General features: G+C 73.2%; 16 protein-coding genes. 1 reads left to right on the plus strand and 15 read right to left on the minus strand.

Translation table 11 applies throughout. The annotated features are described in order from the left end of the window. Positions 1-13: 13 nt before the first annotated feature. From AC3EVP_RS32250 to AC3EVP_RS32265, 4 genes are all read right to left on the minus strand, one after another. Complete coding sequence (locus AC3EVP_RS32250; RefSeq protein ID WP_435136055.1) at positions 14-751, minus strand: hypothetical protein; 738 nt, start codon at positions 749-751, stop codon at positions 14-16. Positions 752-1166: 415 nt separating this feature from the next. After that, positions 1167-1358: a CsbD family protein gene (locus AC3EVP_RS32255; protein ID WP_335975507.1), complete on the minus strand. Its 192-nt coding sequence runs from the start codon at positions 1356-1358 to the stop codon at positions 1167-1169. A 161-nt stretch (positions 1359-1519) separates the two neighbouring features. Beyond that, positions 1520-1786: a GlsB/YeaQ/YmgE family stress response membrane protein gene (locus AC3EVP_RS32260; protein WP_335975504.1), complete on the minus strand. Its 267-nt coding sequence runs from the start codon at positions 1784-1786 to the stop codon at positions 1520-1522. A 170-nt stretch (positions 1787-1956) separates the two neighbouring features. Further along, on the minus strand, positions 1957-2685 hold the full coding sequence (locus AC3EVP_RS32265; protein WP_435136059.1) for a TetR/AcrR family transcriptional regulator: 729 nt from the start codon (positions 2683-2685) through the stop codon (positions 1957-1959). Positions 2686-2783: 98 nt separating this feature from the next. Between AC3EVP_RS32265 and AC3EVP_RS32270 the strand changes: the two genes are divergently transcribed. Further along, on the plus strand, positions 2784-4100 hold the full coding sequence (locus AC3EVP_RS32270) for a cytochrome P450 (RefSeq protein ID WP_435136062.1): 1317 nt from the start codon (positions 2784-2786) through the stop codon (positions 4098-4100). A gap of 6 nt (positions 4101-4106) precedes the next feature. On the opposite strand, the gene AC3EVP_RS32275 is transcribed toward AC3EVP_RS32270, so the two are convergent. The 11 genes from AC3EVP_RS32275 to AC3EVP_RS32325 all read right to left on the minus strand — a co-directional run bounded on the left by AC3EVP_RS32275 (position 4107) and on the right by AC3EVP_RS32325 (position 16246). After that, a complete protein-coding gene (locus AC3EVP_RS32275; protein ID WP_435136065.1) occupies positions 4107-4517 on the minus strand; it encodes an SHOCT domain-containing protein in 411 nt (136 codons plus the stop codon). Positions 4518-4535: 18 nt separating this feature from the next. Then, a complete protein-coding gene (locus AC3EVP_RS32280; protein WP_435136068.1) occupies positions 4536-4856 on the minus strand; it encodes a carboxymuconolactone decarboxylase family protein in 321 nt (106 codons plus the stop codon). A gap of 102 nt (positions 4857-4958) precedes the next feature. After that, positions 4959-5933, minus strand: coding sequence for an aldo/keto reductase (locus tag AC3EVP_RS32285; protein ID WP_435136071.1), 975 nt, complete (start codon positions 5931-5933; stop codon positions 4959-4961). Between the two features lie 130 nt (positions 5934-6063). Then, positions 6064-6708, minus strand: a complete 645-nt coding sequence (locus AC3EVP_RS32290) for a dihydrofolate reductase family protein (protein WP_435136074.1) — start codon at positions 6706-6708, stop codon at positions 6064-6066. 144 nt (positions 6709-6852) lie between these two features. After that, positions 6853-8391: an oxygenase MpaB family protein gene (locus AC3EVP_RS32295; RefSeq protein WP_435136077.1), complete on the minus strand. Its 1539-nt coding sequence runs from the start codon at positions 8389-8391 to the stop codon at positions 6853-6855. Beyond that, positions 8388-9122 carry a polyprenyl diphosphate synthase gene (uppS, locus tag AC3EVP_RS32300; RefSeq protein ID WP_335975489.1) on the minus strand — a complete coding sequence of 245 codons (735 nt, stop codon included), beginning with the start codon at positions 9120-9122 and terminating at the stop codon, positions 8388-8390. The genes AC3EVP_RS32295 and uppS overlap by 4 nt, the downstream gene beginning before the upstream one ends. Positions 9123-9264: 142 nt before the next feature. Further along, positions 9265-10038, minus strand: coding sequence for an ABC transporter ATP-binding protein (locus AC3EVP_RS32305; RefSeq protein WP_335975485.1), 774 nt, complete (start codon positions 10036-10038; stop codon positions 9265-9267). A 285-nt stretch (positions 10039-10323) separates the two neighbouring features. Continuing rightward, the gene (gene pheT / locus AC3EVP_RS32310) at positions 10324-12834 is read right to left on the minus strand and encodes a phenylalanine--tRNA ligase subunit beta (RefSeq protein ID WP_335975481.1); all 2511 of its coding nucleotides are present in this window, start codon (positions 12832-12834) and stop codon (positions 10324-10326) included. Next, positions 12834-13955: a phenylalanine--tRNA ligase subunit alpha gene (pheS, locus tag AC3EVP_RS32315; protein WP_435136082.1), complete on the minus strand. Its 1122-nt coding sequence runs from the start codon at positions 13953-13955 to the stop codon at positions 12834-12836. Before pheS ends, pheT begins: the two co-directional genes overlap by 1 nt. Before the next feature lie 253 nt (positions 13956-14208). Next, complete coding sequence (locus AC3EVP_RS32320; protein ID WP_435136172.1) at positions 14209-15333, minus strand: sensor histidine kinase; 1125 nt, start codon at positions 15331-15333, stop codon at positions 14209-14211. 49 nt (positions 15334-15382) lie between these two features. Next, a complete protein-coding gene (locus AC3EVP_RS32325) occupies positions 15383-16246 on the minus strand; it encodes a TrmH family RNA methyltransferase (protein WP_435136085.1) in 864 nt (287 codons plus the stop codon). Positions 16247-16296: the final 50 nt, after the last annotated feature.

A 16296-nucleotide genomic window follows, 5' to 3' on the forward strand; every position in this document is an offset into this window, starting at 1 on the left:
GCGCGGGGTCGCTTTATCCCGCGGAGGCGACGGACAGCGAGCCGGAGGTGACGGCCAGGGAGAGCCGGTGTGGGGAGGCGGGATTGCGCGGCACCGTCACCTGGGTGCTCGCGGACGACGCCGCGGTGGCGACGGCGTAGCCGTCCGGGGAGTGCGGCAGGTGCGCGGTGACGGACGCGGACGTCTCGTGCAGGTCGAAGTCGTCGGGCACGCCCGCGAAGGACAGGTCGGCGCTGCCCGAGGTGACGGTGAAGTGCGCCAGCCGGGACCGCAGGCCGGCCGTGGTGAGCTGGATCGAGGAGGCGTCGACGGTGACGTCGCCGCCCAGCCCGCTCAGCACGGCCTGGCCCGAGGTCTGGCGCAGGCGCAGCCCGGTGTGGGCGGGCAGGGTCAGGACCAGGTCACCGGCGCACGGCACGCGGACCCCGGCCTGGTCCTCGCACCCGACCTCAAGCGCGTCACGGTCGGCGGAGGCGTCGTGGACGGTCCGTCCGCGCAGTCGGTCGGCGGTGCCGTCGGTGCGGTGGAAGCTGCCGGTGACGGCGCGGGCGTGCGGATCGGCGGTCAGCTGGATACGGCCGGACACACCGTCGAGGACGACCAGGGCGGTGTCGCCGGCATGGAAGTCGTCCGCCCCCACCGGTCCGCCCCCACCGCCGGCGGGCGAACCGTCCTGGTGGCGACTGCCGTTACCGGTCAGCACCAGCACGAGGACGACGGCCACCGCGGCGGCGAGCATCGAGAGCAGCACCGGCCCGCGGAGACGTCGCGGGCCCGGTTCCCGGGAACCGCCGGCGTCGCCGCGGGGCGGTTGCCCGGGCGGCTGGGCCGGCACCGGCGGCGCCTCGCCGCTCCCGGCGTACGGAGCCGCGCGGCGCGCGGAAGACGCGGGAGACGCGGGAGACGTCGGGGGTACGGGCGGCCGGTCGGGCTGCGGAGGCGTGTCGGCGGTGTCCATGCCCGTCGTCTGCCCCGGTCGCGCGCCGCTCACCCGGTTCCTGACGCCGCCTCGGCGGCCGGCCCGGCCCCGGGCCGGGACCGTGGACGGCGGCGCCGTCGACGCGCCGCACCACACCGCAGCGCACACGGGTGTGCCCGCCCGGAGGGTCCTGGTCCTCCGGGCGGGCACACCCCTGATCCGCCACGACGTCGATCGTCGAGGGGCGTCAGTCGTCGCTGTGGAAGACGGCCTCGGCGGAGTCCTTGGCCTTGTGGCCGGCCTGGCGGATGTCGGCCCCGGCCTGGTCGGTCCGGCCCTCCGCCTCCATGCGCTCGTTGCCGACGGCGTGGCCGACGTTTTCCTTCACCTTGCCCTTGGCTTCGTCGAGCTTCGCCTGCGTCTTGCCGTGGTCACTCATGTCGTCGATCCTCTCTGTCGGTCGGTCCGGGAATCTCCTGGATCGAACGGCGATTTCCGGGAAACGGAATTCTGGGAATTTCTCCACCCTGGCGCCGTTGCCCATGGCCGGTCGGTGGGACAACTCCCGGGCGCGGCCGGAAGGGTGGGCGGATGTCCGCGTCAGGAGCGCCGGCCGTGGGTGACCGCCCGGTAGAGCGCCAGGAGGATCATCGAGCCGACGATCGCCGCGATCCAGGTCGACAGGTGGAAGAACCCGTTGATCGAGTGGACGTGGAAGATGACCTTCCCCAGCCAACCGCCGAGCAGACCGCCGAGAATTCCGATCACCATGGTGATGATGATTCCGCCCGGGTCGCGGCCGGGCATGAGCGCCTTGGCGATGGCCCCCGCCAGCAGTCCGATGATGATCCACGCGAGAATTCCCATGACCCGCTCTTCCCTCCGAGACGCGAAATCGTGATAGCCACCGCCTTTACGGTCCCGGGCTTTTCAAACCCCGCCCCCGGTGTGCTTTTCCGGACGGCTGTGCCACGAACGCCCGGGCGGATGTGGCCCCACGGACCCGCGCTCAGCGGTGCGCGCTCACCGATTGACGCTCAGTGGCCTTCGGCGGCGGAGGTGACCGCGGCGACGCGGCGGACGACGACGTCGATCGCCGCGTCGATGGCGTACTCGTAGCCCTCCTCACGGTCGAAGTGCGCGAGTTCGGCGACCGCCTCCGCCACGTGGGGCAGGCCCGAGCCGGCCAGCAGGGCGCGGCGCTGGGCGAGGCCGCCCGCCTCGACGACGCCGTAGGTCGGCCCGGTCCTGACCTCGCGCAGCAGGATGCCGACGAGGGCGGCCACCAGCAGCCGCAGCAGTTGGACGGCCTCGCCGACCGGGCAGCCGGCGCCGCGCAGCACCGCGAGCATCGCCTCGACGGGGGCGAGGGCCGCGAGCGAGGTGACCTGACGGGTCAGCACCAGCGCGGCCGCCTCGGGGTGCAGCAGCGCCCGCGCGCGGAAGGCGTCGGCGACCGCGCGCAGGTCGGTGGCGAAGTCCCCGGTCAGCTCGGGCAGCGCGATCCCGCCGAGGAGGTGCTCGGCGACGGCGTCCAGCAGCCCGTCCTTGCCGTCGACGTGGTTGTAGAGGCTCTTGGCGTCGACCCCGAGGGTGCGGGCGACCGAGCGCATCGAGACCGCGGCGGTCCCGTCGGCGTCTATCACCTTCAGCGTGGCCTCGACGATCCCGTCCCGGGAGAGCTGGGCGGTGCCCTTGGGCGGTCGGCCGCGGCGCGCCGGGCCGGGCTCCGCGCAGGTCGTGCCGGTCTCCGGGAGTCGCGTCATAGCAGCTCATTGTGCCCTGCCTTGCACAAACCCACAACGTGGGTATTGAATGGCCCGCGGATTACCCACGGTGTGGGTAATGAGGATGAGGAGCGCCGATGCAATTTCCTCCGACCCGCCAGGTCAAGCAGGTGGTGCGCTGGGGCGCCAACCATGCCCTCCCCCGCACCGCGGTCGCCCTCGGTGCGCGGCGCGGCGACCTCCAAGGGCGGCTCGTCGCGACGATGGCCGGCGGCACCAGCGCCGAACTGTTCGCCCTGCTCGACGACATCCGCGCCCAAGGACCTGTGCTCACCTCCAGGTTCGGGAGGGTCGTGACCTCCCACGAGGCCGTCCGGGAGGCGCTGGCCAACCCCGATGTCGAGGCGGGCCGCTTCGTGGCCGCGGACACCCTGCTCGCCAAGGTCGGTGCCTGGTCGGAGATCGAGGTGCTGCACCCGGTCCGGCCGCCGTCGCTGCTCGCGGTCGAGCCGCCGCAGCACACCCGCTACCGCAAGCTCGTCACGAAGGTCTTCACCGCGCGAGCGGTGGCCCAACTCCAGGAGCGGACCCAGCAGATAGCGGACGAACTGGTCGGGACCATACCGGCCGACGAGCCCGCCGACCTGATCGCGCGCTACTGCGCGCTACTGCCCGTCACGGTGATCTGCGAGATCCTGGGCATCCCGCCCGCCGAGCGGCACCGCGTGCTGGAACTCGGCGAGGCGGCCGCGCCGAGCCTCGATGTCGGCCTGCCCTGGGGCGAGTTCCGCCGGGTGGAGTCCGCGCTCGGCACCTTCGACCAGTGGCTCAGCGGCCACCTGGACCGGCTGCGCGCCGACCCCGGCGAGGACCTGCTCAGCCAGCTCGTCACCGCCCAGGAGGACGGCACGGGCCTGACCGACAAGGAGCTGAAGTCCACCGCCGGGCTGGTGCTCGCGGCCGGCTTCGAAACCACCGTCAACCTGCTCGGCAACGGCATCGCGCTGCTCTCGGCCGACCGCGACCAGCTCGCCCTGCTCCGCGAGCGGCCCGACGCCTGGGGCAACGCGGTCAACGAGATCCTCCGCTACGACCCGCCCGTGCTGCTCACCGGCCGCATGACGGTGCGGCCGACCACCATCGCGGGCACCGCGGTGCCGGCCGGGCGGCTGGTCAGCGTGGTGCTGGCCGGGGCCAACCGCGACCCGGAGGTCTTCGCCGACCCGCACACCTTCGACGTCACCCGGGAGAACGCCCGCGACCACCTGTCGTTCGGCGCCGGACGCCACTACTGCCTCGGGGCGTCACTGGCGCGGATGGAAGGCGAGGTGGGGCTGCGCACGCTCTTCGAACGCTTCCCCACCATTGAGCTGCGGGCCGGGGCGCGCCGCCGCCCGACCCGCATCCTGCGCGGCTACGGCACCCTGCCCGCCGTGGCGCGCACACGCCGGTGAGTTCCGTCAGTGCAGCACCTTCTCTTTCGCCCGTTCGTACTCGCGGTCGGAAATGGCACCCTTGTCGTGCATGTCGGCGAGCTTGGTGAGCTGTTCGACTTCGGGCGCGTTCGCCCCGGCCGTGGTACGGACGTAGCTCTCGAACTCCTCCTGCCTTGCTCGGGCGTGGGCCTGCTCGCGCGCGCCCATGTGCCGGCCGCGGGCGACGACGTAGACGAACACGCCGAGGAACGGCAGCAGGATCACGAACAGCAGCCATCCTGTCTTTGCCGCCCCGCCCAGGTCGTCATCGCGGAAGACGTCCACGATGACCCGGAAGAGCAGGACGAACCACAGAACGGCCAGCGCGAGCAGGAAGACCGTCCAGAACGCCCCGAGGATCGGATAGTCGTAGGCCAGGGTCACGGTCCCTGCCATGGTCTTCTCCCTTCCGCGTCAGGCCGGTCCTTCGTCCTCGGCCACCGTGATCGCGATGCCCAGGGCCTTGGTGATGTTGGCCGCGGCGGCCATCACCCGCGCGGTGCCCACGACCGGGGCGATCGCCACCAGTACGTCCTGCACCCGCTCGGCGGTCAGGCCCGCCTCAGCGGCGGGACCCAGGTGCGCGGCATAGGACAGCGCGGGAGCGTCCATCGAAGCCAGAGCCGCGACCCGGGTCAGCAGCAGCGTCCGGTCGTCCAGACCGCAGCGCTCCAGGGAGTCGACCGTCATGGCGGCAAGGGTGTCCAGGACAGGTGTCTCCGTCGGTGCGGCCATGATCGGGTCACCTCATTCCACTACAGGAGAAAATGTGACTTTTATTCCATCGTAAAGCGACATGACCGCGGGTAGGGGTACTGGACGGAAGGATGTGGGGCGTCAGCGCTCCAGCAGGCGCATCTGCGCCGCGTTGTGGGTCTCGCCGGCGGCCGGGGGAAGGCTGCTGAGCTTCGCCAGCTGCGCGTCCGTCAGGCGGACCGCGTCGGCGCCGATGTTCTCCTCGACGCGGGCGACCCGGCGGGTGCCGGGGATCGGGGCGATGTCGTCGCCCTGCGCGAGCAGCCAGGCGAGCGCGACCTGCGCCGGGGTGGCGCCGATCTCCGCGGCGACGGCCGCGACCTCGTCGGCCAGCCGGAGGTTGTGCGCGAAGTTCTCCTGGGTGAAGCGGGGGTTGTCGGCGCGGAAGTCCTTCGGGTCGATCTGGTCGGCCGAACGGATCGACCCGGTCAGGAAGCCGCGGCCCAGCGGCGAGAAGGGCACGAACCCGATGTTCAGCTCGCGCAGCACCGGCAGCACCCGCTGCTCCGGATCACGGGTGAACAGCGAGTACTCCGACTGGAGCGCGGTCACCGGGTGCACCGCGTGCGCGCGCCGGATGGTGTCGGGACCGGCCTCGGACAGCCCGATGTACCGGATCTTGCCCTCGGCGACCAGCTCGGCGAGGGCGCCGACGGTCTCCTCGATCGGCGTGCCCGGGTCGACGCGGTGCTGGTAGTACAGATCGATCCGGTCCGTACCCAGCCGCTTCAGCGAACCCTCGACCGCGGTGCGGATACTGGCCGGGCTGCTGTCGGCGCCGCCCTCCCGCCCGGTGTGCGAGATCAGCCCGAACTTCGTCGCCAGCACCACCTGGTCCCAGCGGCCCTTGAGCGCGCGGCCGACCAGCTCCTCGTTGACGTACGGCCCGTAGACCTCGGCGGTGTCGACGAACGTGAGGCCCAGCTCCAGGGCGCGGTGGATCGTACGGATCGACTCCGCGTCATCGCTCCCCGCCCCGGCGTACGCGTGGGACATGCCCATGGCGCCGAGCCCGATCCGGGAGACGTCCAGGTCGCGCAGCTTGATGTGCTTCATCGCTCCTCGTTCCTCGTCATGATCTCCTCGTGATGATCTCCTCGTCGCCAACGCGCGGCGCCCGGCTCGCATTCCGCGCCGCGCCGGGCGCGGGCCACCCGGCGGCGGCCCGCGCCTGCCGATACCGCGGCTACTTGCGCCAGAACAGGTGGTGGGTCACCCCGCTCGGGCTGGGGACGACGTCCACGTGGAAGCGGTCGCGCAGGTCGTCCGGCGAGTCCCACAGCCGCAGCCCGGAGCCGACCCGGACCGGGGCGACCACGATGTGGAGGGTGTCGACCAGGTCGGCGTCCAGGAACTCCCGGATGGTGCTCACCCCGCCGCCGAGCCGCACGTCCTTGCCCTGCGCCGCCTCCCGCGCCTGCGCGAGGGCCTCGGCCGGGCCCGCGTCGACGAAGTGGAAGGTGGTCTCGCCCAGGGTGAAGGACGGCCGCTCGTGGTGGGTGAGCACGAACACCGGGGTGTGGAAGGGCGGTTCGTCGCCCCACCATCCGCGCCACTCCTCGTCCTGCCAGGGACCGCGCTGGGGCCCGAACTTGTGCCGGCCCATGATCTCGGCGCCGATGTTGTGCGCGAAGTCGCGGGTCATGTAGTCGTCCAGCCCGCGGCTGCCGCCGCCGTCGGTGCGCATCGGCCAGCTCGCGGTGGCCCCGGCCCACGCGAACAGCTGCCCGGGGTCGACATGCCCGAACGGCCGCTCGAGCGTCTGCTCCTCGCCGGCGCCGACGCCGTCGCTGGACACGGTGAAGTTCTGTACACGCAGCAACTGCGCCACGGGTTCCTCCTGTGCGGTCGGTGACGGACATGAGACCGCCGCCGCCGCGGAAACTCATCGCTGCCCGCGGCGGCGGCCCGCCCGTGCCGGAAGAGATACCGGACGCCGTACCGGCATCCGCGCCGGAGGAACCCGGACGGACACCTACGCCTGCGTGAACAGCGGGTCGTAGGCGGTGGAGGCCGCGCGGCCCGACATGAAGGACAGGAAGTCCTTCACGAACGCCGCCCGGGAGTAGCGGACTTCGCCGCCCGCCACGCTGCGGTGGAAACCGGTGCGGAACAGCGCCCGGTACTCCTCGGCGTCGATGTACTGGTTGCCGTCGGCGTCGGTGACGTCGAAGAGCACCTCGGCGACCCTGATCAGCGCCGGACCGGCCAGGGAGGGGACAGCGTCGGCGTACTCCTGCGCGCTGATCCGGCCGTCGCCGTTGACGTCGAGGTCCGCCTGGAGCTCCTTCCACCAGGCGGCGAAGGCGTTGTAGAGCCGGGTCTCCTGCGGCTCGTCCAGATCCAGGCGGAAGGACAGCTCCCGGGCCATGGCGGCGAGGTCGGGCCAGTCGAGGTAGCCGTCGCCGGTCTGGTCGAGGACCGCGGTGAAGAACTCGCCGGAGCCGCGCACCCGGGCCGCCGCCTCCCGGGAGTCCGGCGCCCGCTCCGCACCGCGCGTCCCGGGCCGCTGCCCGGCCTGTTCCGCGGTCCGCTGCGCGGGCAGCGGCGCGACCAGCCGGAACAGCGCGCCGGCCCGCTTCACCTGGCCGCGCAGCGCGTCCAGCGCCGCCGCCCGGGGGTCGTCGCCGCCCGGGGTCAGCGACAGCAGGTCGGTGACGGCCTCGGTCCGCACCCAGCCCTCGGGCAGGAACCGCGCCAGCCCCGCCGCGAGGTACGCGCCCTGCATCAGCGTCTGCGCGCCCGGCGTCTCCGGCAGCCCCGCGCGGCGGCGGAACGCCTCGGGGAGCGAGGCCACGGTGATCGCGCCGATCACCGGCCCGGCGACCGTCCGTCCGGCGGCCCACGCGGTGGGCAGGCCCTCCAGCAGCGGCGGCGCCGGAAGGTGGTCGAAGAGCTTGTAGAGGATCAGGCGCACCGCGTCCGTGTTCTCCAGTTCCTCCTCGACCACGCGGTCGTAGTACCGCCAGAACTCCGGCAGCGTGGGCGGCAGGTGCCCGGCCCGGTCCCCCAGAGCGGCCAGGTACGCGCGGAACTCCGCGTACAGCTGCTCCATCGTGGCCTGGTCGAGCGGCTGCCCGCTGAGCCGGCACATGGTCACGGAGCTCTCGAAGAGCGTCGCGACCACCCACGCGCGGACCGCCGGGTCCATCGCGTCGTACGCGCGGTTCTGCGCGTCGGTGCCGGACAGCCTGGCGTGCAGCCGGTTCAGGCGGGCCGCCTCCCGCTGCCGGGTACGGTCGTCGGCGCCGAACATCCGCTGGAGGCTGACGAGGGTGTTGCGCAGCCGCCGCCACGGGTGCGCCACGAACGTCGAGTTGTCGATCAGGGCCGCGCCGACCTGCGGGTGTGCCGCCTCCAGCACCGTGGCCCGGACCACGGCCAGCGCCCAGCGCGGGTCGTTGAAGAACCGGTGGAACTGCGCGTCCGGCCCGAACAGCGAACGGCCGCCGCCGTCCTGCGGATGGGCGCGGGGGCCGGTGCTCCCCGCGCCGCTGCTGCCTGCTTCGGTCACAGGTGGACCTCTCCGTTCGGGGACGGGGCGACACCGCCGAAGCGGCGGTCGCGCTGCTGGTAGGCGCGGACGCACTCCAGGAAGTGCGGCGCGCGGAAGTCGGGCCACAGCACCGGGGGGAAGACCCACTCGGCGTAAGCGACCTGCCAGAGCATGAAGTTGGAGATGCGCTGCTCACCGGAGGTGCGGATGACCAGGTCCACGTCCGGGGTGTCGGGGAAGGGCAGGTGCGCGGCGAAGTGGCGTTCGTCGACCGCGTCGGCCGGCACCGCGCTGCGGATCAGCGAGCGGGCCGCCTCCACGATGTCCCGGCGCCCGCCGTGGTCGAACGCCACGGTCAGCGTCATCCCCCGGTTCGCCTCGGTCAGCGTCATCAGGTCCGCGAGGTCGCGGGCCAGCGGCGCGGGAATCCTCGGGTCGCTGACGCCGAGGAAGCGGCAGCGGATGCCGCGCACGTGCAGCAGCGCCGCGTGCTTGCGGACCACCCGCCGCACCAGCCCCATCAGGAAGTCGACCTCGCCGGCCGGGCGGCGCCAGTTCTCCGTGGAGAACGCGTACAGGCTCAGCCACCGCACGCCCGCCGAGCGCGCCGCCTCGATCACGTCGATCACCGGTGCCTCCGCGGCCCGGTGCCCCGACGTCCGCGGCAGGGACCGCTGCTGGGCCCACCGGCCGTTGCCGTCCATCACGCAGGCGACGTGCCGCGGCACGTCCCGCCCGTCGAGCGTCACCTGTGCTCCCCCACTGTCGCGCAGTCGCCGCCGACCGGCGGTCCGGCACTCAGCAGGGTCCCGCCGGCCGGGCCCCGACACACCGCGATCCCGCGCAATTCACCCGCCGTACGCCCGTCCGAATACGTCGACGGAGGGGGTCTCAGCCCTTCTCGTACGCGTCCACGACCTCGTCCGTGGGGCCGTCCATGAGCAGTTCGCCCTGCTCGATCCACAGGGTCCGGCCGCACGTCTCACGGATGGACCTGTTGTTGTGCGACACCAGGAAGACCGTCCCGGCCTCCTCGCGCAGCTCCCGGATGCGTTCCTCCGAGCGCTTCTGGAACGCCCGGTCGCCGGTGGCCAGCGCCTCGTCGATCATCAGCACGTCGTGGTTCTTCGCCGCCGCGATCGAGAACCGCAGCCGGGCCGACATCCCGGAGGAGTACGTCCGCATCGGCAGCGAGATGAAGTCGCCCTTGTCGTTGATCCCGGAGAAGTCGACGATCTCCTGGTAGCGGGCCTCGACCTCCTCCTGGTCCATGCCCATCGCCAGCGCGCCCAGGACCACGTTGACGCCGCCGGTCAGGTCGTTCATCAGCGCGGCGTTCACCCCCAGCAGCGACGGCTGGCCCTCGGTGTAGACCCGGCCGCGCTCGGCCGGGAGCAGCCCGGCGATCGCCTTGAGCAGGGTGGACTTCCCCGACCCGTTCGAGCCGATGATCCCGATGGCCTCCCCCCGGTACGCCACGAACGACACCCCCCGCACCGCGTGCACCAGATGGACGTTCGGCGAACCCCGGCGCAGCAGCATCCGGGCCAGCGCCGTCGCCGCGCTGCCGCGCCCCGCGGAGGCCGTATGGATGCGGTACACCACATGCAGGTCGTCCACCACGACCGTCGGCGCCGCCCGGCCCTTCTCCGCACCCTCGTCCACCACCCCACCATGTCCCCCACCGCCCCCCTCCACACCCTCCCCGCCCCCATCCCACCCGGGTGGACGGTGGATGCGGGTCCTCCCGCGGAAGGAGGGCGCCCCAAAGGGGCGCGGGGAACTGCGCGCGAAACCCACCGGGGCGGGTCCACCAAGGGCTTTCGGGCGCGAGCTTCTTTCGCGGGAAGAGCCGAGCCAACCAGGGGCGCGGGGAACTGCGCGACAAGCCCCCTACCGGGGGGCGGTCCCGCAACCGGCAGAACCACCCACCCCGGAGGGTCCAGCTAGCTAGCCCCGCAGCACCGCCTCCGTACGCTCCGCGGCGCGGGCGACCGCCGCTTCGCGGGCGGCGGACGCCTCCTCGGCGGTGAGGGTCCGATCAGCCGCACGGAAGCGCAGCGCATACGCCAGGGACTTGCGCCCCTCCCCGATCTGCGGCCCGGTGAAGACGTCGAAGAGCCGCAGCGACTCCAGGAGTTCACCGGCGCCTTCGCGCAGGGCGGCCTCGACCTCGGCGGCGGGCACGTCGGCGGCGACGACGAGCGCGACGTCCTGCGTGGCGACGGGGAAGGTGGACACGCGCGGCCCGGTCGGCCGGCGGCCGGCCCCGGCGAACTCGACCAGGTCGAGGTCGACCTCCATCGCGGAGGTGCGCTCGGGCACGCCGAGCGCCTTGGTGACGCGCGGGTGCAGCTCACCGCCGTGGCCGACCAGGACCTCCGTGCCGTCGGGGGCGACGGCGTAGAAGGCCGCGCACCGCCCGGGGTGGTAGGGCGCGTGCTGGTCCTGCCGCAGGATCAGCTCGACCCCTGCCTCGCGGGCGACCGTGCGGGCCGCCTCGATCGCGTCGGCCCAGCCGGCCTGGTGCCCCGGGCCCCACCAGCCGGCGAGCTCACGGGACCCGGCGAGCACCACCGCGGCGTGCCGCGGCTGCTCCGGCAGCGCGGCCTCCAGCGCGGCGATCTCCTCGGGTGTGGGCCGGCGGTCGGCCGGCAGCCGCGGCGGGGTGCCGGCGCCGTCCTTGGGGTGGAAGACCAGCCCGGTCTCGAAGAGCGCGAGGTCGTGGCTGCCGCGCCCGTGGTTGCGGCGCAGTGCGCCGAGCAGCCCGGGCAGCAGGGTGGTGCGCAGCGCCGGTTCGTTGTCGGAGAGCGGGTTGGCCAGCAGTACGGTGCGGCGGCGCGCGTCGTCCGCGTCGAGGCCGAGCGCGTCGAAGACGTCGGCGCCGACGAAGGGGTAGTTCGGCGCCTCCACGTAGCCGGTGCCGGCCAGGGCGCGGCCGATCCGGCGGCGCAGCAGCTGGGAGTCGGTCAGGCCGCGCTGCGAGGGCACCTTGGGCAGGGTGGAGGGCAGGTTCTCGTAGCCCTCCAGCCGGATGACCTCCTCGGCGAGGTCGTTGGGGAAGGCGAGGTCGGGGCGCCAGCTCGGCACGGCGACGACCAGTTCGTCGGAGCCGGTGACGTGGCAGCCGATCTGCTGGAGGCGGCGCACCACCGTCTCGCGGCCGTACGCGGTGCCGGCCACCCGGTCGGGGTGGTCGGCGGCCATCGCGACGGTGCGCGGCTGCACCGGCACGGCGACGTCGGTGACGCCGGGCTCCGCGGTGCCGCCGGCGAGCAGCACCAGCAGGTCCACGGCGCGCTGTGCGGCGGCCGCGGTGGCCTGCGGGTCGGTGCCGCGCTCGAAGCGGCGGGCCGCCTCGGAGCCGAGCTTGTGGCGGCGGGCGGTGCGGGCGATCGACACCGGGTCGAAGTGCGCGGCCTCGATGACGATCTCGCTGGTGCCGGAGTCGATCCCGGAGTCGGCGATCTCGGTGTGCGCGCCGCCCATGACGCCGGCCAGGCCGATCGGCCCGGACCCGTCGGTGATCACCAGGTCCTCGGCGTCCAGGACGCGTTCGACGCCGTCGAGGGTGGTCAGCTTCTCGCCGGCCTCGGCGCGGCGCACCCCGATCGGGCCGGTCAGCCGGGTCCGGTCGTAGGCGTGCAGCGGCTGGCCGACCTCGAACATCACGTAGTTGGTGATGTCCACGGCGAGCGAGATCGGCCGCATGCCGACCTTCTGCAGCCGGCGCTGGAGCCAGATCGGCGAGCGGGCCTCGTGGTTGACGCCGGTGACGGTGCGGGCGGTGAAGCGGTCGCAGCCGGCCGGATCGGCGACCTGCACCGGGTAGCCGCCCTCCTTGGGCGCGGGCACGTCGATCAGCGCGGGGTCGCTCAGCGGCAGCCCGAACGCGGTCGCGGTCTCGCGGGCCACCCCGCGCAGCGACAGGCAGTAGCCGCGGTCGGGGGTGACCGCGATGTCCAGCACGTCGTCGACGAGTTCGAGCAGGCTGATCGCGTCGGTACCGGCCTCGTGCTCGGGCGGGAGCACCACGATGCCGTCGTGGTCGTCGCCCATGCCCAGCTCGCGGGCGGAGCAGATCATGCCGTGCGAGACCTTGCCGTAGGTCTTGCGGGCGGAGATGTGGAAGTCGCCGGGCAGCACACCGCCGGGCAGGATCACCACGACCTTGTCGCCGACCGCGAAGTTGCGGGCGCCGCAGACGATCTCCTGCGGCTCGCCGGTGCCGTTGGCCTTGCCGACGTCCACAGTGCAGAACCGGATCGGCTTCTTGAAGCCCTCCAGTTCCTCGATGGTCAGCACCTGGCCGACCACGAGCGGCCCTTGCAGCCCGGCGCCCACGCGCTCGACGGTCTCGACCTCGAGACCGGCGGAAATGAGCTTGGCCTGGACGTCGCGGCCGGTGGTGCCGGCCGGCAGGTCGACGTACTCCCGCAGCCAAGAAAGCGGGACCCGCATCAGATCTCCATCCCGAACGGAAGGGTGAAGCGCACGTCACCCTCGACGATGTCTCGCATGTCCTCGACGTTGTGGCGGAACATCATCATCCGCTCGATGCCGAAGCCGAAAGCGAAGCCGCTGTACTTCTGGGGGTCGACACCGCAGGCCACGAGCACCTTCGGGTTGACCATGCCGCAGCCGCCCAACTCGATCCAGCCCTCGGAGGAGCAGGTGCGGCAGGGGCGGTCGGGGTTGCCGACGGACGCGCCGCGGCAGACGTAGCAGAGCATGTCCATCTCGGCGGACGGCTCGGTGAAGGGGAAGAAGTTCGGCCGCAGCCGGGTGGTCATCCCCTCGCCGAAGAGCGCGACCACCATGTGGTCGAGGGTGCCCTTCAGGTCCGCCATGGTCAGGCCCTCGTCCACGGCCAGCAGCTCGACCTGGGCGAACACCGGGGTGTGGGTGGCGTCCAGCTCGTCGGAGCGGTAGACGCGGCCGGGCGCGATCACGTAGACCGGCAGCTCGCGGGCGAGCAGCGCGCGGATCTGCACCGGGGAGGTGTGGGTGCGCAGCACCATCCCGGACGCCTCGGAGCCGTCGGGGCCGGCGACGAAGAAGGTGTCCTGGGCGTCGCGCGCCGGGTGGTCCGGCGGGAAGTTCAGCGCGTCGAAGTTGAACCACTCGGCCTCGACCTCGGGGCCCTCGGCGACCTCGTAGCCCATGGCGACGAAGATGTCCTCGATCCGGTCGCTGAGGGTGGTCAGCGGGTGGCGGGCGCCCGCCGGGACCCGGCCGTAGGGCAGCGTGACGTCGACCGCCTCCTCGACCAGGACCCGCGCGTCGCGCTCGGCCTCCAGCTCGGCCTGGCGGGCGGTGAGCGCCTTGTTCACCTGGCCGCGGGCCTGGCCGACCCGCTTGCCGGCCTCGGCCTTGGCCTGCGGGGGCAGCGCGCCGATCTCGCGGTTGGCCAGCGCGAGCGGCGAACCGCCGCCCGCGTGCGCGGTCCTGACATGGGTGAGGGCGTCCAGATCGGCGGCGGCCGCGATCGCGGCGAGCGCTTCGTCGCGCATCCGCTCGATCTGCTCCGGCTGCAACGCCTCGACTTCGACTGGGTCGTACGACTTGTTCGGTGCCGACATCTCTTCCCGTTCCGAATGCGGATGCTGTGGCGGTGACCCCGAGGCGGTGCCTCCGGGGGAGGATCTTGCCCGACCGGACCCGTGCCGAAGGACGAGTCTATCGGCCGTGGCGGTCGCGCCCTGCTACGGCCGTGGTGGCGGCCGTGGGCCGCTCGGGTGGTGGCGGCCGGCGGGCGGTGACGGCGGCGCCCGTCGGGGCGGCTTCCGCGCGCTGTTCCCGGTCCGTTGGGTGCCGGCTGGTGCCGGCGGCCGCTCAGGCCAGGTAGGCGGGGGCCCCGACGGGCAGGGTAAATCGGAACTCGGCGCCGCCGCCGGGCGCCCGCCCGACGCTGATGGTGCCGCCGTGCGCCTCGACGATGCCCTTGACGATGTACAGCCCCAGACCGGTGCCGCCGCGCTTGCTGCCCCGCCAGAAACGGGTGAAGACGCGGCTCATCGACTCCTCGGGGATGCCGGGGCCTTCGTCGCTCACCGTGACCGCCGTGCCCTCCGTCGTACGCTCGTCGCCGGTCGGGCCGGCGGCGCGGGTCACCTCGATGGTGACAGTCCCCTCGCCGTGCCGCACCGCGTTTTCCAGCAGGTTGCCCAGGATCTGGTCGACCTTGTCCGGGTCGGCCCACAGCGCCGGCAGCGGCCCGGGCACCTTGACCGCGAACCGCTCCGCGCTCTGCCCGGCCGCGACGTGCGCGTCCACGTGGTGCCGTACGGCCGCGGCCATGTCCACCGGCTGGCGGCGCACCTCCAGCCGGCCGGAGTCGATCCGGGAGATGTCGAGCAGCTCCGCGATCAGCCGGGTGACCCGGTTGGCGTCGGCGTCGACGGTCTCCAGCATCAGCTTCTTCTGGTCGTCGGTGAACCGCTCCCACTTCGCCAGCAGCGTCTTGGTGAAGCCCTTGACCGAGGTGAGCGGGGAGCGCAGCTCGTGGGCGACGGTCGCGATCAGCTCGGCGTGCGAACGCTCGGTACGGCGCCGCGCCTCGGTGCCGCGCAGCGTCACCACCAGCCGCCGCACCGGCCCGCCCGGCACCTGCCGGACGTACCGCGCGCAGACCAGCACCTCGCGGCCGCCGGGCAGCAGCAGGTTCCGCTCGGGCTGCGCGGAGCGGATGGCGAGCCCGCCGTACGGGTCGGTCAGCTGCCACCAGCGGCGCCCGTCCAGGTCCTCCAGCGGGAGCGCCTGCTCCACCGGGCGGCCGAGTACGTCGGCGGGGCTCAGCGCGGTGATCCGGGCGGCGGCGGCGTTGAAGCAGACCACCCGCCCGTGCTCGTCGGCGACCACCAGCCCGTCGGGCAGGTCGTCGGGGTCGATGCCCAGGGCGTACGGGGACGCGCCGTCGGGCAGCGCGGCCGATCCGCCGCGTACGCCGTGCTGCGGCATCACGTCCAACGCAGCCACCCCCCTCTCCGGACCCGGACCGGCCACCCTACTAGCTGGAGGTGACGCCGCGGCACCCCGCGGATGTGCGCTGTGACCGCGCCGAGGCGTAGAGGCAGACCGCGGCGGCCGTCGCCAGGTTGAGGCTCTCGGCCCGGCCGTGGATCGGCACCCGCACCACCTCGTCGGTGAGCTCCCTGGTCTCCTCGGGCAGCCCCCACGCCTCGTTGCCGAAGACCCAGGCGGTCGGCCCGAACATCCGGCCCTCGTCGAGCTCGGTGTCCAGGTCCCGCTCCCCCGCGCCGTCGGCGGCCAGCACGCGTACGCCCTGGGCCCGCAGGCCCGCCACGGCCGTCTCCACCGGTACGCCCACCGCGACCGGCAGGTGGAAGAGGCTGCCCGCCGAGGCCCGTACGGCCTTCGGGTTGTACAGGTCCACGGAGGCGTCGGTGAGCACCACGGCGTCCGCGCCGGCGGCGTCGGCGCAGCGCAGGACGGTGCCGGCGTTGCCGGGGTCGCGGACGTGCGCGAGCACCGCGACCAGCCGCGGGCGGGCGGCGAGCACCTGCTCGAACGGGGTGTCCAGGAACCGGCAGACCCCGACCAGGCCCTGCGGGGTGACGGTGTCGGAGATGTCGGCGACCACCTCGGGGGTCGCGGTCAGCACGGGCGCTCCCGCGGCACGGGCCGCCGCCACGATGTCGGGGTGCCGCTCGGCCGCCTCCGCGGTGGCGTACAGCTCGACCAGTGTCCTGCCGTCCGGCCCGCCCGGATGCGCGGCCGCCTCCCGAACCGCCTGCGGCCCCTCCGCGAGGAACCGCCGCTCCTTGGCCCGGAACGACCGCTTCCCGAGCCTGCGGGCCGCGACCACCCGCGTGGACCGCAACGAACTCAGCTCCGTCGGGGGCGTACTCACGCGGGCTGCTCTCTTTCCATCAACGGGCGGGGTTGTCCGGGGGCGCGGGG

The sequence above is a fragment of the Actinacidiphila sp. bgisy144 genome (assembly GCF_057708105.1).

Excerpts from the sequence above, each read along its gene's own strand:
- AC3EVP_RS32255 (WP_335975507.1), bottom strand. The coding sequence starts at position 1,358 with ATGAGTGACCACGGCAAGACGCAGGCGAAGCTCGACGAAGCCAAGGGC.
- AC3EVP_RS32260 (WP_335975504.1), bottom strand. The coding sequence starts at position 1,786 with ATGGGAATTCTCGCGTGGATCATCATCGGACTGCTGGCGGGGGCCATC.
- AC3EVP_RS32265 (WP_435136059.1), bottom strand. The coding sequence starts at position 2,685 with ATGACGCGACTCCCGGAGACCGGCACGACCTGCGCGGAGCCCGGCCCG.
- AC3EVP_RS32270 (WP_435136062.1), top strand. The coding sequence starts at position 2,784 with ATGCAATTTCCTCCGACCCGCCAGGTCAAGCAGGTGGTGCGCTGGGGC.
- AC3EVP_RS32275 (WP_435136065.1), bottom strand. The coding sequence starts at position 4,517 with ATGGCAGGGACCGTGACCCTGGCCTACGACTATCCGATCCTCGGGGCG.
- AC3EVP_RS32280 (WP_435136068.1), bottom strand. The coding sequence starts at position 4,856 with ATGGCCGCACCGACGGAGACACCTGTCCTGGACACCCTTGCCGCCATG.
- AC3EVP_RS32285 (WP_435136071.1), bottom strand. The coding sequence starts at position 5,933 with ATGAAGCACATCAAGCTGCGCGACCTGGACGTCTCCCGGATCGGGCTC.
- pheT (WP_335975481.1), bottom strand. The coding sequence starts at position 12,834 with ATGCGGGTCCCGCTTTCTTGGCTGCGGGAGTACGTCGACCTGCCGGCC.
- pheS (WP_435136082.1), bottom strand. The coding sequence starts at position 13,955 with ATGTCGGCACCGAACAAGTCGTACGACCCAGTCGAAGTCGAGGCGTTG.
- AC3EVP_RS32320 (WP_435136172.1), bottom strand. The coding sequence starts at position 15,333 with ATGCCGCAGCACGGCGTACGCGGCGGATCGGCCGCGCTGCCCGACGGC.